Below are 16427 nucleotides of genomic sequence, written 5' to 3' on the forward strand. Positions count from 1 at the left end.
CTCGACCACGATCTCCGCGACCGGGGCGGAGACCGCCACCGGCGCCTCGGCCACGGCGGCCTCGGCCGCGGCGGCGACGGTGGAAGCGGTCACGCGGGTCCGGCGGCGGCGCGGGCGGCGCGGCTCGTCGGCGGCGGGAACCTCGGCGGCAGGGGCCTCGGCGGCAGGAGCCACGGCCACGGCCGCGGACTCGACGCCCGCCCCGTCGCCCAGCTCGCTACCGCCACGGGTGCGGCGGCGCTGGCGCGGCGTACGGGTGCGCGCGGGGCGCTCCTCCGTCACCACGGCGGCGGCAGCGGCGCCGCGGCCGCCACGGCCACCGCGCCCGCCGGTCTCGCCCAGGTCCTCCAGCTCCTCGGCCTTGAGGCCGGCCCGCGTGCGCTCGGCGCGCGGCAGGATGCCCTTGGTGCCGGCCGGGATGTTCAGCTGCTCGTACAGGTGCGGGGACGTGGAGTACGTCTCCTCGGGCTCGTGGAAGTCGAGCTCCAGCGCCTTGTTGATCAGCTGCCAGCGCGGGATGTCGTCCCAGTCGACCAGGGTGACGGCGGTGCCCTTGTTGCCCGCGCGGCCGGTGCGGCCCACGCGGTGCAGGAAGGTCTTCTCGTCCTCGGGCGTCTGGTAGTTGATGACGTGGGTCACGCCCTCGACGTCGATGCCGCGGGCGGCGACGTCGGTGCACACCAGCACGTCGACCTTGCCGTTGCGGAACGCGCGCAGCGCCTGCTCGCGGGCGCCCTGGCCCAGGTCGCCGTGGACGGCGCCGGAGGCGAAGCCGCGCCGCTCCAGCTGCTCGGCGATGTCGGCGGCCGTGCGCTTGGTGCGGCAGAAGATCATGGCGAGTCCGCGGCCCTCGGCCTGCAGGATGCGGGAGACGAGCTCCGGCTTGTCCATGTTGTGCGCGCGGAAGACGTGCTGCGTGATGTTGGCGACGGTGGCGCCCTCGCCGTCCTCGGAGACGGCGCGGATGTGCGTCGGCTGCGACATGTAGCGGCGGGCCAGGCCGATGACCGCGCCCGGCATGGTCGCCGAGAACAGCATCGTCTGGCGCTTCGCGGGCAGCAGGTTCATGATCTTCTCGACGTCGGGCAGGAAGCCCAGGTCGAGCATCTCGTCGGCCTCGTCCAGGACGAGGGCCTTGACGCGGGACAGGTCGAGCTTCTTCTGCCCGGCCAGGTCCAGCAGGCGGCCCGGGGTGCCGACGATCACGTCGACGCCCTTCTTGAGGGCCTCGACCTGCGGCTCGTACGCGCGGCCGCCGTATATGGCGAGGACGCGGACGTTGCGGACCTTGCCCGCGGTCAGCAGGTCGTTGGTGACCTGGGTGCACAGCTCGCGGGTCGGAACCACCACGAGGGCCTGCGGGGAGTCGGTCAGCTGGTCGGGCCTGGCCCGGCCGGCCTCGACGTCCGCGGGGACGACGACCCGCTCCAGCAGCGGAAGGCCGAAACCGAGCGTCTTGCCGGTTCCGGTCTTCGCCTGGCCGATGACGTCCGTGCCGGAGAGGGCGACGGGGAGGGTCATCTCCTGGATCGGGAAGGGGGACACGATGCCGACGGCTTCGAGGGCCTCGGCGGTCTCGGGAAAGATCCCGAGTTCTCGGAACGTAGTCAGGGTGCTGCCTCTTCTGTGAGACGCGGCGCGAGGCGGCGAGGGGGGTCCTACCGTGCCGGGCTTGCAGTACTGCTGTGTACATACAAAGCTGCGCGGGACCACTGGCCTTCGCTCAAGCGCTTCTGCCGCTGAGGGGGCCCCTCGTGCGGATCGGTGCGCATGGACGCACCACCACACAGAGGGCGGTCGGGTGGAGCCGATCGGGCCACCGACCGGGCATCCTCATTCGGATGGCCCGCCGAGTAGTCGGCAGGCGCATTACCACTGTACCCCGGAATCGCGCAGGTGTGTCGGGTGAATTCACCAGGTAGGCGTGTTTACCGGGGCCGACAGTGCTCAGGTGTGGTGACTTGTAGGGGCTTTGAGCGGGCTATTGTGCGGAGCATGTCGACCGTAGAAAACGCATCTCCCGCCGACGACGACGCCCAGGAGCAGCCGCAGGGCATCGCCGCCCAGGACTGGGCGACGGCCTCCGCCTCCCCCCAGTACCGGGCCGCCGTCGTGGACCTGCTCGGCGCGCTGGCGTACGGGGAGCTCGCGGCCTTCGAGCGCCTCGCGGAGGACGCGAAGCTCGCGCCCAGCCTGGGTGACAAGGCCGAGCTGGCGAAGATGGCCTCCGCCGAATTCCACCACTTCGAGCGGCTCCGGGACCGCCTCGCGGCCATCGACGCCGAGCCGACCGCCGCGATGGAGCCCTTCGCCAAGGGCGTGGACGACTTCCACCGCCAGACCGCCCCCTCCGACTGGCTGGAGGGCCTGGTCAAGGCCTACGTCGGCGACTCGATCGCCAGCGACTTCTACCGTGAGGTCGCCACCCACCTCGACACCGACACCCGCGCCCTGGTCGTCGGCGTCCTCGACGACACCGGCCACGGCGGCTTCGCCGTCGAGAAGGTCCGCGCCGCGATCGAGGCCGACCCGCGCTGCGGCGGCCGGCTCGCGCTGTGGGCCCGCCGGCTGATGGGGCGAGGCCCTCTCGCAGGCGCAGCGGGTGGTCGCCGAGCGCGACGCGCTGTCTGACCATGCTGGTCGGCGGCGTCGACGGGATGGCGGCGGGCTTCGACCTGGCGGCCGTCGGCGAGATGTTCACCCGGATCACGAAGGCGCACACCAAGCGCATGGCGGCCCTGGGCCTCGCCGCGTAGGCCCTGGCCGAGCGTTCACGGGACCACGTGGGTCGGGGGTGCTTCCCCCGGCCCCGCCGTGCTCGGGCTCCCGGCCGGCGGCAGGCCGTCGCGGCCGGACCCCGGCCTGCCGGGCAAGCCGCGCAACGCCCGCGCGGGCCGTCCCGGACTCACCCCGGACGGCGCCGCCCCGCGCGCGCGGCTCCAGCGCGGCGCGAGCCCCGCTCAGCCCCCCGACGACAGCGAAAACGGAGTGCGCCGGGGGGACCTCCCGGAACCGGCGGCGGGACGCAGCAGCAGGGACAGGACGACGGCCGAGACGCCGACGCCGCCCAGCAGCGTCGCGAACAGGGTGTTGTGCCCCGGACCCAGCGACATGTGCGTCAGGTACGCCCCGAACAGGGCCCCGACCACGCCGCTGACCAGCACCGTTCTGGTGGAGGGCAGCCGCGCCGCGAGGACCCGCGAGGCGGTGCCGGCCAGAGCGAGGCCGAGCAGACCGGAGCCGAGCGCCTCCATCAGCAGCATCTGGTCACTCCCATGCGTCAGGGCGAACCGGGTCACTGCGGTCCTACCCGAAGCGGAAGAAAGGGAAACGGCCCGGCGGAACCATCCGCCGGGCCGTTTCCTTCGCTGCTCGATGCCTCGAAGAGCGTTAAAGCGCCGCCCCGAAACCGACCTTGCGCACGCTCGGCTCGCCCAGGTCGACGTACGACAGGCGGTCGGACGGCACGAGGACCTTGCGGCCCTTGACGTCGGTCAGGCTCAGCAGCGGCGCCTTGCCGGACAGCGCGGCGGCCACGACGGCCTCCAGCTCCTCGGCGCTCAGGTCGCTCTCCAGCACGATCTCCCGGGGTGCGTGCTGCACGCCGATCTTGACCTCCACGGCTTTGTCCCTCCGACGGTCCGGTTCGCGCGATCAGCCGCGCCGTACCCGGTCCACATTAGCCCGGAGAGGGGACACGATCGGCTCGCGGCGGACACGCTCGCAGCGAACAGCGCCGGTCAGGCCTCCGTGCCGTGCAGCGGGAAACCGGCGATGCCGCGCCAGGCCAGCGAGGTCAGCAGCCCCACCGCGGTGTCGCGGGCCACCGGGCTCTCGCTGGAGAGCCAGTACCGGGCCACGACCTGCGAGACCCCGCCCAGACCCACCGCGAGGAGCATCGACTCGTCCTTCGACAGGCCGGTGTCCTCGGCGATCACGTCCGAGATGGCCTCGGCGCACTGGAGCGAGACCCGGTCGACGCGCTCGCGCACCGCCGGCTCGTTCGTCAGGTCCGACTCGAAGACCAGCCGGAACGCCCCGCCCTCGTCCTCCACGTACGCGAAGTAGGCGTCCATGGTCGCCGCCACGCGGAGCTTGTTGTCGCTCGTGGACTCCAGCGCCCCGCGCACCGCCTGCAGCAGGTTCTCGCAGTGCTGGTCCAGCAGGGCGAGGTACAGGTCGAGCTTGCCGGGGAAGTGCTGGTACAGCACCGGCTTGCTGACGCCGGCCCGCTCGGCGATGTCGTCCATCGCCGCCGCGTGGTAGCCCTGCGCGACGAAAACCTCCTGGGCCGCGCCCAGCAGCTGGTTGCGCCGGGCACGGCGCGGCAGCCGCGTACCCCGCGGACGCGCTGCCTCGGTCTGCTCGATGGCTGTCACGCCGCCTCCCACTTTCTCTAAGAACACAGTGCGCTCTGCGCCGCGCCGCCATCGTACTTTTCGGTAACCGAATCTGGTGGGTTCAAGCCGAGTTTTCTCGCGGTACGGACCGCTTGGACACATGCCTGACACGCTGGTCAGCGCCCGTCGGAGCGGCGGCGGGGGCGGTCAGCGGTAGTCCTCCTCGTCCAGCGGGACCACCCGGGCCTGCTCGGCGGCGTCCGCCTCCGGGGCCTCCCCCGGATCCAGGTCGACGACCGGGTCGTCCTCCTGCGGCTGGATATCGATGTGCTGCTCGGCGGCGTCCGCCTCCGGAGCCTCGGCGTCGAGTGACTCCTGGATCTGTTCCCGGAAAGTGTCCGGTTCCGCGGGGTCGACAGTCATTCCGCTCCCCTCGCCTTCGCTCGTACTCACTACGAGCCTAGGAGGATCGGGAGTGCGACGCCAGACGGTCCTGTGACCGCGAACACAAGGGAACGCAAGGGGCCCGGCGTGATCGTCTCGTAACATTGGCCCATGTCTTCGACCGAGCCGCCGGGCGTACGGTCCACCGCCGAAGCGGCCTCCCAGGTGGGTGCCGTCCGGGTGGCCGAGGGGGAGCAGCTGCGCACCGTCGCGCTGCCGGGCCTGGAAATGAACGTACGTTTCCGGCCACCGCTGCGGGAGGGCCTGCCGCCCGCGCTGTTCGTGCACGGACTCGGCGGTTCCTCCCAGAACTGGTCGGAGCTCATGCAGCGGCTCGCCGGCACCGTCGACGGCGAGGCCCTGGACCTGCCGGGCTTCGGCTGGTCCCCGCCGCCCGCCGACCGGTTGTACTCGGTGACCGCGCTCGCCCGCGCCGTCATCCGTCACCTTGACGCCGCCGGGCGGGGCCCGGTGCACCTCTTCGGCAACTCCCTCGGCGGGGCCGTCTCCACCCGCGTCGCCGCCGTCCGGCCCGACCTGGTGCGGACCCTGACGCTCGTCTCGCCCGCGCTGCCGGAGCTGCGCGTGCAGAAGTCGGCCGTGCCCACCGCGCTGCTGGCGCTGCCGGGCGTGGCCGCCCTGTTCGGGCGGCTCACGGTCGGGCTGACGGCCGAACAGCGCACCAGGGGAGTGACGGACCTCTGTTACGGGGACCCCTCACGGGTGACGGCGGAGGGTTTCCGCGCCGCCGTCGAGGAGATGGAGCGGCGCATGGCGCTGCCGTACTTCTGGGACGCGATGACCCGTTCCTCGCGGGGGATCGTCGACGCGTACACCCTCGGCGGGCAACACGGACTGTGGCGCCAGGCGCAGCGCGTGCTCGCGCCGACCCTCCTCGTCTACGGTGGGCGCGACCGACTGGTCTCGTACCGTATGGCGCGCAAGGCCGCCGCGCACTTCCGCGGCTCGCGGCTGCTGTGCCTGCCCGAGGCCGGGCACGTCGCGATGATGGAGTACCCCGAGGTGGTGGCCGCGGCCTTCCAGGAGCTGCTGCGCGACACCGCCGGGCGGGAAACCGACCGAAGTACCGAAGACGGCAAGGGCTGAGGACGTGGGACGACATAGTCGCAAGGCGCCGGCCCCGGTCCGTCCGCAGCCGGAGCCCGAGGCGCGGTACGAGCCGCAGCCGCCGTACGAGCCGCAGGGGTACGCGGCCGACCCCTACGGGGACGGGCTGTACGCCCCCGACCCGTACGAGCCCGCGCCCGCCCCGTACCCCGGGTCCCCGCAGGGCGGTACGCGCCCGTCGGTCGAGCCGACCGTCGTCCACCAGGGGTACGTGCCCCCGCACGGCGCCCGCCCCGTCGGCCGCCCCGTCGGCCACCCCGAGCACCGGGAGGGCGGCGGCGGCTGGGGCACCGCCCCCGCCCCCGCCGCCGTCTACGGGGACTGGCGCGGCACCCCCCGCGCTGCCACCGCCGCCCCGGCCGCGGTCCCGCGCACCGACACCCCGGCCCACGGAACCCCGGTGGCGGTCGCCGGTGCCGAGCCCGCCCCGCGCGACCCCTTCACCTCGACCGGCTCGCACCGCCGGGTGCCCGGCCCCCGCAGACCCGAGGCGGCCGCCGACGCGCCCGGGGGCGGCCGCGGCGCGAAGATCCGTACGTACACCGGGATGGCCGCGGCGGCCGTCACCACCGTGCTCGCCGTCGTCGTCGCCGGACAGGTCGCCGCCGACTCCGACTCCGACACCGCCGCCCGTGCCGCCGGGGACGACGCCCCGAAGCGCACCCAGACCGACAGCTCCCCGGCCTCCCGCTCCGACGGCCGCGCCACCCCCTCCGTCCCGCCGGCCGCGGCCGCGCAGCCGGCGACGTACGAGCAGCAGATGGCGCAGCAGCTGCCCATCGACGCCAAGCTCACCGGCCCGGGCGCCTTCGACACGGTGCCCGGTGTCGCCAAGGCCCCGGGCAAGGGGAAGAAGGTGCGCTACCGGGTCGACGTGGAGCAGGGCCTCGGCATGGACGCGCAGCTGTTCGCGGACGCCGTGCAGCGCACCCTCAACGACCCGCGCAGCTGGGCCCACGGCGACGCGATGACGTTCGAGCGGGTGCCGGGCGGCGAGGCCGAGTTCGTGATCACCCTGGCCAGCCCCGGGACCACCGGCGTCTGGTGCGCCAAGTCCGGGCTCGACACCACGATCGACAACGTCTCCTGCGACTCCGCGTCCACGGAGCGCGTGATGATCAACGCGTTCCGGTGGGGCCAGGGCTCGCAGACCTACGGCGCCGACCAGATGCTCGCCTACCGGCAGATGCTCATCAACCACGAGGTCGGGCACCGGCTCGGGCACGGCCACGTCAGCTGCCAGACCCCGGGCGCCCTCGCGCCGATCATGCAGCAGCAGACGAAGTCCCTCGACATCGACGGCATCCGCTGCAAGCCCAACCCCTGGGTGTACCCGGGGAGTTGACCGAAGGGTGCGGTCGGGCGGCTTGTTCCTCCGTTGACAAGCCGTCCGGTGATCGGTAATTGTTCTCCGCATGTCGCACCGCCACACCTCCGCCGCGAGCGCCGCCATAGAGCTGGCGCTCCTCGGTGTGGCCGCGCACAGCGTGGCCGACATCTTCTGTCGCTGACGCCCTGTCCTGAGCGCGCGACCACCCTTTCTTCCTCCTCGGTTCCGCCGCGCCCGGGCACTTCCCCTGCCCGCGGGCGCGGCTTCTCGTTCCCAGTTCCCGGTCCTCCCGGCGCTCTGTGCGCCGTGGTGATGCCGGACGCCGTCCTCGCGTGGCTCCCGACGTATCCCCTTCCACGCCGAGAGGTCCCGTTTCCCCATGCTTTCCGCCGGTTCATCCCGCCAGTCCCGCATATCGCGCCGCATCGCCGCGGTCACCGTCAGCCTCGTCCTGGCCGGGGGCGCCGCGGCGTGCGGGCCCGAGGACGCGGCGGGCAAGGCCGGCGGCGACTCCGGCAAGCCCGGCGCCGCCGGGACCCCGCAGAAGGGCGGCACCCTCACCGTCCTCAACACCGAGCCGCAGAACGACTTCGACCCGGCCCGGCTCTACACCTCGGGCGGCGGAAACGTCCCCTCGCTGGTCTTCCGCACCCTCACCACCCGCAACCGCGAGGACGGCCCGGCCGGAGCCAAGGTCGTGCCCGACCTGGCCACCGACACCGGCCGGCCCAACGCCGACGCCACGGAATGGACGTACACCCTCAAGGACGGGCTGAAGTACGAGGACGGCAGCCCCATCACCACCGCCGACATCAAGTACGGCATCGAGCGCTCCTTCGCCGCCGAACTCTCCGGCGGCGCCCCCTACCTGCGCGACTGGCTGGTCGGCGGGGAGACCTACGAGGGCCCGTACAAGGACGGCGGCAAGGGCCTCGACTCCATCGTGGTCCCCGACGCCAAGACCATCGTCTTCAAACTCCGCAAGCCCGAAGGCGAGTTCCCCTTCCTCGCCACCCAGACGCAGTTCGCCCCCGTCCCCAAGGCCAAGGACACCGGCACCAAGTACGAGGAGCACCCCGTCTCCTCCGGCCCCTACAAGGTCGTCAAGAACACCGGCGACGGCGAGACCCTGCTCCTGGAACGCAACGAGCACTGGGACTCCCGGACCGACGAGGAGCGCAAGGCCTACCCGGACAGGATCGACGTCCGCTCCGGCCTCGACGCCGCCGTCGTCAACCAGCGGCTGACCACCAGCTCCGGCCCCGACGCCGCCGCCGTCACCACCGACACCAACCTCGGCCCCGCCGAACTCGCCCAGATCGGCGACAACAAGGAACTCGCGGGCCGCGTCGGCACCGGCCACTTCGGCTACGTCAACTACCTCGCCTTCAACCCGAAGGTCGCCCCCTTCGACAACCCGAAGGTCCGCCAGGCCATCTCGTACGCGATCAACCGCACCAGCGTGATCAACGCGGCCGGCGGCTCCGCGCTGGCCGAGCCGGCCACCACCTTCCTGCCCGAGCGCGAGGCCTTCGGCTTCACCCCCTACGACCACTTCCCCGCCGGCAAGACCGGCGACCCGGCCAAGGCCAGGCAGCTGCTGAAGGAGGCCGGCCACCCCGACGGGCTCACCATCACCCTCACCCACTCCAACGCACAGAACCGCCAGACCGGCCCCGAGGTCGCCACCGCCGTCCAGCAGGGCCTCGCCGCCGCCGGGATCACCGTCAAGCTCGAAGGCCTGGAGAACAACGCCTTCAACGAGCGCCGCTGGGACGCCAAGAACACCCCCGGCTTCTTCCTCTCCCGCTGGGGCGCCGACTGGCCCTCCGGCGGCCCCTTCCTCGCGCCGATCTACGACGGCCGCCAGATCGTCACCAACGGCTCCAACTACAACCACGCCCAGCTCAACGACCCGGCCGTGAACACCGAGATCGACGAGATCGCCAAGCTCACCGACCTCGCCGCCGCCGGCAAGCGCTGGGGCGCCCTCGACAAGAAGATCGGCGAGCAGGCCCTCGCCGTCCCCCTCTTCCACCCCGTCTACAAGCGGCTCGTCGGTAAGGACGTCAAGAACGTCGTCATCAGCGACTGGACCGGCGTCCTCGACATCTCGCAGGTCGCGGTCAATTGAAACCTCCCCTCCCTGGAGGGAGGGGATTCCTGGCTCACTTCGCCTGGCACCTAGCAGGTGGCGGGTCTTACAAGATCGGCACCAGCCGGGTTGAGACCAGCCCGGACGAGCATCACGCGGGCGGAGTTCTTGTCCCTGGGGGACACGGCTCCGCACGCGGTGCACGTACAGGTTCTCTCGGAAAGAGGTAGTGCGTGCTTGGCTCTCGCTCCGCACTGCGCGCAGTCCATGGTGGTGTGCGCGGGGTGGACCAGATGCACCGTACGCCCGTACTTGCGGCCCATTTCGACCAGCGCCGTCTTGACCGTGCCGATCGCGGCGTCGGCCGCCTTGCGGGCCATGCTGGTCTTCGCCAGGAACTTCGGCCGGAAGTCCTCCACGGCGATGTGGTCGAAGTCGCGGACGACGGCCTTGGCCCACTTGCGGCCGGTGTCGGTCCGCTGACGGGCGATCTTCTTCGACACCTTCGCGGCCGCCTTGCGTGCCTTGCGGTACCCGGCACTGTCGGGCCGGTTCCTCGGTGTGGCTCGGCGCGCCATCATCCGCTGGTAGCGGCCAAGCCTCTGCGCGGCAGTCCTGCCGTGCTGTGCGTGCGGCAGGTCGTGGGCATCGGAGGTGGTGGTGGCGGTCTCCTTCACGCCCCAGTCGATCCCGATGGCCCGGCCCGTGGCGGGCAGCGGCTCGACCGGAGCCACCGCGACGAAGCTCGCGTACCAGTGGCCGAGGCCGTCCTGGTACACCCGCACCGACGAGGGAGCCGAAGGCAGTCCGCGGGACCACACCACCGTCAGTGCGATCCCGCCGGCCAGGTGCAGACGGCCGTCCTTGATCCGGAAACCGCGCTGTGTGTAGTTCAGCGAAGGCGCGGCCTCGCGCTTGCGCTTGATACGAGGCATCCCGGCCCGCTGCCGCACCGGCAGCTTCGCCTTGGCGTCCTTCAGCGCTTTGGCGCGGGACTTGGCGAAGTCCCGGATGACCTGCTGCTGCGGAACCGAACTGCCTTCCCTCAGCCACGCCATCGACTGCCGGGCCCCGGTCAGCAGCCTGTCGAGCTGCGCCGGACCACATGTCGCGGTCTCACCCGTGGCCCGGTTGTGCTCGTGGACCTTGCGAGACATCGCCACGCACTCGTTCCACACCCACCGGCACCGCGCCCACTCCGCGTCCAGCCGGGCGAGCGCCGTGGACGACACGCGCAGCCTGAAGGTGTACCGGACATGCCCGGAACTCCGCTCGGCCATCACTGTCGTCGTCACGCTCCGGAACCTAACAGCCCCCACTGACAACGAAAGAGAGCGCAGGTCAGAACAGATGCGCACAGGACTCCGGCGCTCAACGCCTCCAGTCCGGGGACCCATCCTCTTCCGCAAGCGGGAGGTACCCCCACCCCGGCCCGAAGGCCGGGGCATCCTGGGAGAAATCAAGTGACCCTGCTCCTCGACCAGCCGGCGCCGGCGGCCGGGGCCCCCGCCCCGGCCGGCGGCGCCGCCGGCCAGGGTCTTGGCGGAGGCTGCGCCGGCCCCCCCTCCGGCGCTCGCGGCCGCCGCCCGTCCTGGCCCTCCTCGTCCTCCTCGCCCTCGCCGCGCCCCTCCTCGCCCAGCTCACCGGACAGGACCCGAACGCCTACCACGACGACCTCGTCGACTCGGCGCGCGGCGGCGTCCCCCTCGGCTCCTTCGGCGGGATCTCCGCCGACCACTGGCTCGGCGTCGAACCGGGCACCGGCCGCGACCTGTTCACCCGGCTCCTCTACGGCGCCCGCGTCTCCCTGCTCGTCGCCCTCGGCGCGGTCGCCGTCCAGATGGCCGTCGGGGTGAGCGTCGGGATCGCCGCCGCGCTCGGCAACCGCTACGTCGGACAGCTCATCGGCCGCTTCACCGACGTGATGATCGCCCTGCCCATGCTGGTGATCGCCATCGCCCTCACCGCCGTCGTCCCGCCCGCCTTCCCCCGGCCGCTGCTCCTGGTCCTCGTCATCGGCCTCTTCGAGTGGGGCGGCACCGCCCGCATGGTCCGCTCCCAGACCCTCGCCCTCAGCGGCCTCGACTTCGTCGAAGCCGCCCGGCTCTCCGGCTGGGGACCCCTGCGCGTCGCCCGCCGCGAACTGCTGCCCTCCCTGGCCGCACCCGTCATCACCCTCGCCGCGATCAAGGTCCCCACCGCCATCGTCGCCGAGGCCTCCCTGTCCTTCCTCGGCGTCGGGGTCAAACCGCCCACCCCCTCCTGGGGCCAGATGCTCTCCGGCGCACAGACCTGGTTCCGCGCCGACCCCGCCTACGTCCTGCTCCCCGCCGGGCTGCTCTTCGTCACCGTGCTCGCCTTCACCGTCCTCGGCGACGCGGTCCGCTCGGCCCTCGACCCGCGCGAGACCTCGCGCCTGCGGGTCGGTACCGGAAAGGAGCGCAAGCCGTGACCCGGTTCGTGCTCAAACGCGCCGGCGGGGCACTGTTCGTGCTGCTCGCCCTGTCCGTCGTCGTCTACGCCCTCTTCTACCTCGCCCCCGGCGACCCCGCCCGCCTCGCCTGCGGAGAACGCTGCAACCCGCAGCAGATCGCCCAGGTGCGCGAACAGCTCGGGCTGAACGACTCCGCCGTCACCCAGTACCTGCGCTTCCTGGAAGGACTCCTGGCCGGCCGGGACTACTCCGCCGGCGCCGGGATCGCCCTGCACTGCGACGCCCCCTGCCTCGGCTTCTCGTACCAGACCGACCGGGAGGTCACCCAGCTGCTCCTGGAGCGGCTGCCCGCCACCTTCTCGCTCGCCCTCGGCGCCCTCGTCATCTGGCTCGTCGTCGGAGTCGGCACCGGCCTCCTCTCCGCACTGCGGCGCGGCGGGGCGACCGAGCGGGCGCTCACCGTGCTCACCCTCGCCGGCACCGGCACCCCCGTCTTCATCCTCGGGCTGCTGCTGCTCATGACCGTCTGCGCCTACCTGCGCTGGCTGCCCTTCCCGACGTACGTGCCCTTCGGCGAGGACCCCGAACAGTGGGCCTGGAACCTGCTGCTGCCCTGGGTGACGCTGGGCCTGTTCGAAAGCGCCAAGTACGCGCGCCTCACCCGCAGCTCCACCCTGGAGACCCTCGCCGAGGACCACATCCGCACCTTCCGCGCCTACGGCGTCGGCGAACGCGCCATCGTCACCCGGCACGCCGTGCGCGGCGCCCTCGGACCCGTGATCGCCCTCAGCGCCGTGGACTTCGGCACCCTGATCGGAGGCGCCGTGCTCACCGAGTCCCTCTTCGGGATCCCCGGCCTCGGCAAGACCCTCATCGACGCCGTCCGGGTCGTGGACCTGCCCGTCGTCGTCGGCGTCGTCCTCGCCATCGGCGCCGCCGTCGTCATCGCCGGCGTCCTCGCCGAACTGCTCCACGCCCTCTCCGACCGAAGGGTGGCCCTCGTATGACCGGCCCGCTCGTGGACGTCACCGGCCTCGTCGTCGACTTCCCGGTCGGCGGCCCCGGCCAGTACGTACGCGCCGTCGACGGGATCTCCTTCACCCTGGAAGCGGGCCGCGCCCTGGGCATCGTCGGCGAGTCCGGCAGCGGCAAGTCCACCGTCGCCGCCGCCCTCCTCGGCCTGCACCACGGCACCGGAGCCCGCCTGACGGGCACCGTCCGCGTCGACGGCACCGACCTGGCCGACGCCGGCCCGGCGCAGCTGCGCGCCCTGCGCGGCGGGACCGCCGCCATGGTCTTCCAGGACCCCCTCAGCTCCCTCGACCCCTACCACGCCGTCGGCGACCAGATCGCCGAGGTGTACCGCGTCCACACCACCGCCTCCCGCCGGGCCGCCCGCGCCCGGGCCGTCGAGGTCCTGGACCGGGTCGGCATCCCCGACGCGGCACGCCGCTCCCGCGCCCGGCCCCACGAGTTCAGCGGCGGCATGCGCCAGCGCGCGCTCATCGCGATGGCCCTGGCCTGCGAACCCCGGCTGCTGATCGCCGACGAGCCGACCACCGCCCTCGACGTCACCGTCCAGGCCCAGATCCTGGACCTCCTGCACGGACTGCGCCAGGAGCACGGCCTCGGCCTGCTGCTGGTCACCCACGACGTCGGCGTCGCGGCGGAGAGCGTGGACGAACTGCTGGTCATGCGGGACGGCGCCGCCGTCGAACGGGGCCCGGTCCACCAGGTCCTCGCCGCCCCCCGGGCCCCCTACACCCGGGACCTGCTGGCCGCCGTACCCCGCCTGGACGCCCCCCGCACCCCCCGGCTCCGGGTCGTCGCGGGCCGCGGCGCGCCCGAGCCGGACCCGGGGACACCCGTCGTCGAAGCCATCTGCCTGCGCCGGGACTTCGGCCGCGGCCGGAGCGGGGTCAGCGCGGTCGCCGGGGTCTCCCTCGCCGTACGCGCCGGCGAGACCCTCGGCATCGTCGGCGAGTCCGGCAGCGGCAAGAGCACCCTCGGCCGGATGCTCGTCGGACTGCTGGAGCCCACCTCGGGACAGGTCCGCCACGCCGGGACCGAGGTCTCCGGCATCGCCGGCGGCGCCCAGATGGTCTTCCAGGACCCCGTCTCCTCCCTCAACCCGCGCCGCTCCGTCGGAGAGTCCATCGCCGACCCGCTGCGCGCCGCCGGAGAACGCGACGAGACCGCCATCCGCGCCCGCGTCGACGGGCTCCTGACCCGCGTCGGCCTGGAGCCCGCCCACTACGACCGCTACCCGCACGAGTTCAGCGGCGGCCAGCGCCAGCGCGTCGGCATCGCCCGCGCCCTGGCCCCGCGCCCCCGGCTCATCGTCTGCGACGAGCCGGTCTCCGCCCTCGACGTCACCACCCAGGCGCAGGTCACCGAACTGCTCGCGGAACTCCAGCGGGAGCTCGGCATCGCGCTCGTCTTCATCGCGCACGACCTCGCGGTGGTCCGCCAGGTCAGCGACCGGGTCGCCGTCATGCGCGGCGGCGTGGTCGTCGAGGAGGGCCCGGTGGAGGAGGTGTACGGCCGGCCGGCCCACGCGTACACGCGACAGCTCCTCGACGCCGTCCCGGCGCTCGATCCCGCGCTCGCCGCGGAACGCCGCTCCGCACGCCGGAGCGAACGTCAGGAGGCTTTCGCGTAACGCCCTTCTTAGCGTGCTCGAACGCGAACCGTACGGGAAAGTTACGACTCTTCACCCCTTCCGGTGGCGCGACGGACAACCGTCCGTCGCGCCACCGGCGCATCCGCTTGAGTTCTCCCGCGGCGGGTCGCCGGACCGACGGCGACCGCCTGGAACGGGAGATCGGGGGTGCCACTCGTGCGGATCGGACTGGTCACGGAAGGTGGTTATCCGTATGCGGCGGGCGAGGCGAGGCTCTGGTGCGACCGGCTCGTGCGCGGGCTGCCCCAGCACGAGTTCGAGCTCTACGCGCTGAGCCGCACCGCCGGACAGGAGGAGAGCGGCCGGGTCACCCTCCCGCCGCACGTCACCCGCGTACGCACCGCCCCGCTGTGGGCCCCCGCGGACGACGGGCGCACGTACTCCCGCCGCGAGCGCCGGCACTTCGCCGCCTGCTTCGCCGAGCTGGTCCGGGGGATCTGCGCCGGGGACGCCGACACCTTCGCCGCCGGACTGTACGGGCTCGCCGAACTCGCCCGCGACCAGGGCGGGATGTACGCGGCCCTGCGCTCCGAGACGGCCGTCCGGGCGGTCGAGTCCGGCTGCCGCGCCCCCGGCGCGGGCCGCGCCGTACAGGCCGCGCGCGTCCCCGACCTGCTGGAGTTCGTCGACGAACTGGAGCGCGCCCTGCGGCCGCTGTCCCTCGACTGGTACGAGGACGAGGGCCTCGGCCGGGCCGACGTCTGCCACGCCGCCGCCGGCGGGGTCGCGGCCGTCCCCGGACTGCTGGCCAAACGCTTCTTCGGGGTCCCGCTGCTGGTCACCGAGTACGGCGTCCAGCTCCGCGCCCACTACCTGGATCAGCGCGAGGACACCCGGCCCGCGGTACGCGCCCTGCTCGCCGCCTTCCACATCCGCCTCGCCGGGGAGATCTACGCCCGCGCCGACCTCCTCACCCCCGGCAACGCGCACGCCCGCCGCTGGCAGGAGCGCTGCGGGGCCCCCCGGGAACGGCTGCGGACGGTCTACCCCGGCATGGAGGCGGACCGATTCGCCGCCGTCGGCGAGGACCCCGACCGGGGGGACCCCGACACCTTGGTGTGGGTCGGACGGATCGAGCCGGCCAAGGACCTGATCGCCCTCCTGCACGCCTTCGCGGAGGTCCGCCGGGCCGCCCCGCACACCCGGCTGCGGATCTTCGCCTCGGCCGCCGCCCCCGGCTACCTGTCCGACTGCCGCTCGCTGGCCGCGCAGCTCTTCCCCGACGAGGCCGCCGACGCGCGGACCGTGGGGGAGAGCCCCGTCACCTTCGAGGAGATCGGCGGACCGGAGGCGGCCTCGCCGGCCGAGGCGTACGGGGCCGGGCGGATCGTACTGCTGTCCTCGGTGATCGAGGGCTTCCCCATCACCCTGGCCGAGGCCATGTTCTGCGGCCGGGCCACCGTCTCCACCGACGTGGGGGCCGTACGGGAGGTCATCGGCGGCACCGGGCTCGTCGTCCCGCCGCGCAACCCGCGGGCGCTGGCCGAGGCCTGCCTCGCGCTGCTGGAGGACCCCGAGCGGGCGCAGCGGCTGGGCGCCGCCGCCCGGGCGCGGGCGCTGGAGCTGTTCACCGTCGAGCAGAACGTGGAGGCCTTCGGGGAGAGCTACCTGCGGCTCCTGGCCGTCGGTTCCTCGCGGGGGGCGGGGGAGGTGCCGTTCGCCTTGCCGGCGGAGGCCGTGGTCCCCGGGCCCTGGGTCGCCGGGGCGGCGGCTCCGGAGGAGCGGGCATGACGACCTCGGACATCGCAGGTGCGGCGCCGCTGCCGGGGGCTCTGCCCCCGGCCCCCAGCGCCTCGAACGCCGGCGGGGCTGGATCTTCCGGAGTCTCCGACGCCGGCGCCGGGCGGCGGGGTGGGCGGGGCGGCGGGGATCCCGTCAAGGCGTTGCTGCACCGGCATCGGGAGCTCTGTGAGCGGGCCGTTGATCCGTTGAAGATCGCCGCCGGGCTGGAGGCGCACGGGATCACCGACCGG

At 73.1% G+C, this 16427-nt stretch carries 14 protein-coding genes and 2 pseudogenes; 10 read left to right on the forward strand and 6 right to left on the reverse strand.

The features are described 5' to 3' along the window. Window positions 1–1521: DEAD/DEAH box helicase (locus SSNG_RS23365; protein WP_042803992.1), on the reverse strand; the 1521-nt coding region annotated here is incomplete at its 3' end. Window positions 1522–1995: 474 nt separating this feature from the next. Here SSNG_RS23365 and SSNG_RS23370 point away from each other — a divergent pair. Further along, window positions 1996–2756, forward strand: a pseudogene (locus SSNG_RS23370) (ferritin-like fold-containing protein). A 204-nt stretch (window positions 2757–2960) separates the two neighbouring features. On the opposite strand, the gene SSNG_RS23375 reads toward SSNG_RS23370, so the two are convergent. The 4 genes from SSNG_RS23375 to SSNG_RS23390 all read right to left on the reverse strand — a co-directional run bounded on the left by SSNG_RS23375 (window position 2961) and on the right by SSNG_RS23390 (window position 4763). After that, complete coding sequence (locus SSNG_RS23375; RefSeq protein ID WP_042803994.1) at window positions 2961–3260, reverse strand: hypothetical protein; 300 nt, start codon at window positions 3258–3260, stop codon at window positions 2961–2963. A gap of 130 nt (window positions 3261–3390) precedes the next feature. After that, entirely contained in the window at window positions 3391–3621 is a 231-nt protein-coding gene (locus SSNG_RS23380; protein ID WP_007266373.1) for a DUF3107 domain-containing protein, read from the reverse strand. A 119-nt stretch (window positions 3622–3740) separates the two neighbouring features. Then, entirely contained in the window at window positions 3741–4379 is a 639-nt protein-coding gene (locus SSNG_RS23385; RefSeq protein ID WP_007266374.1) for a TetR/AcrR family transcriptional regulator, read from the reverse strand. Between the two features lie 168 nt (window positions 4380–4547). Further along, window positions 4548–4763 carry a hypothetical protein gene (locus SSNG_RS23390; protein ID WP_042801714.1) on the reverse strand — a complete coding sequence of 72 codons (216 nt, stop codon included), beginning with the start codon at window positions 4761–4763 and terminating at the stop codon, window positions 4548–4550. A 132-nt stretch (window positions 4764–4895) separates the two neighbouring features. Between SSNG_RS23390 and SSNG_RS23395 the strand changes: the two genes are divergently transcribed. The 4 genes from SSNG_RS23395 (at window position 4896) to SSNG_RS23405 (ending at window position 9376) form a co-directional block, all read left to right on the forward strand. Then, window positions 4896–5891 carry an alpha/beta hydrolase gene (locus tag SSNG_RS23395; RefSeq protein ID WP_007266376.1) on the forward strand — a complete coding sequence of 332 codons (996 nt, stop codon included), beginning with the start codon at window positions 4896–4898 and terminating at the stop codon, window positions 5889–5891. 4 nt (window positions 5892–5895) lie between these two features. After that, the gene (locus tag SSNG_RS23400; protein ID WP_007266377.1) at window positions 5896–7257 is read left to right on the forward strand and encodes a DUF3152 domain-containing protein; all 1362 of its coding nucleotides are present in this window, start codon (window positions 5896–5898) and stop codon (window positions 7255–7257) included. Window positions 7258–7327: 70 nt separating this feature from the next. Further along, window positions 7328–7423 (forward strand): Ms4533A family Cys-rich leader peptide, encoded by a 96-nt coding sequence (locus tag SSNG_RS45335; RefSeq protein WP_312847459.1) that lies wholly within the window; start codon window positions 7328–7330, stop codon window positions 7421–7423. A gap of 198 nt (window positions 7424–7621) precedes the next feature. Continuing rightward, complete coding sequence (locus SSNG_RS23405; protein ID WP_007266378.1) at window positions 7622–9376, forward strand: ABC transporter substrate-binding protein; 1755 nt, start codon at window positions 7622–7624, stop codon at window positions 9374–9376. A 50-nt stretch (window positions 9377–9426) separates the two neighbouring features. On the opposite strand, the gene SSNG_RS23410 is transcribed toward SSNG_RS23405, so the two are convergent. After that, window positions 9427–10617, reverse strand: a complete 1191-nt coding sequence (locus SSNG_RS23410) for an RNA-guided endonuclease TnpB family protein (RefSeq protein WP_042801715.1) — start codon at window positions 10615–10617, stop codon at window positions 9427–9429. Window positions 10618–10886: 269 nt separating this feature from the next. Here SSNG_RS23410 and SSNG_RS23415 point away from each other — a divergent pair, with 269 nt between their 5' ends. The 5 genes and pseudogenes from SSNG_RS23415 to SSNG_RS43045 form a co-directional block, all read left to right on the forward strand. After that, complete coding sequence (locus SSNG_RS23415) at window positions 10887–11789, forward strand: ABC transporter permease (RefSeq protein WP_128637112.1); 903 nt, start codon at window positions 10887–10889, stop codon at window positions 11787–11789. Next, window positions 11786–12778, forward strand: coding sequence for an ABC transporter permease (locus tag SSNG_RS23420; protein WP_007266381.1), 993 nt, complete (start codon window positions 11786–11788; stop codon window positions 12776–12778). The genes SSNG_RS23415 and SSNG_RS23420 overlap by 4 nt, the downstream gene beginning before the upstream one ends. Next, on the forward strand, window positions 12775–14433 hold the full coding sequence (locus tag SSNG_RS23425; RefSeq protein WP_007266382.1) for an ABC transporter ATP-binding protein: 1659 nt from the start codon (window positions 12775–12777) through the stop codon (window positions 14431–14433). The genes SSNG_RS23420 and SSNG_RS23425 overlap by 4 nt, the downstream gene beginning before the upstream one ends. 177 nt (window positions 14434–14610) lie before the next feature. After that, complete coding sequence (locus SSNG_RS23430; RefSeq protein WP_050779713.1) at window positions 14611–16185, forward strand: DUF3492 domain-containing protein; 1575 nt, start codon at window positions 14611–14613, stop codon at window positions 16183–16185. Next, window positions 16182–16427: pseudogene (locus SSNG_RS43045) on the forward strand (hypothetical protein); the annotation flags it as partial. The gene SSNG_RS23430 and the pseudogene SSNG_RS43045, both read left to right, overlap by 4 nt.

This window comes from Streptomyces sp. C, assembly GCF_000158895.1.
In the GTDB taxonomy this organism is placed as follows: Bacteria; Actinomycetota; Actinomycetes; order Streptomycetales; family Streptomycetaceae; genus Streptomyces; species Streptomyces racemochromogenes.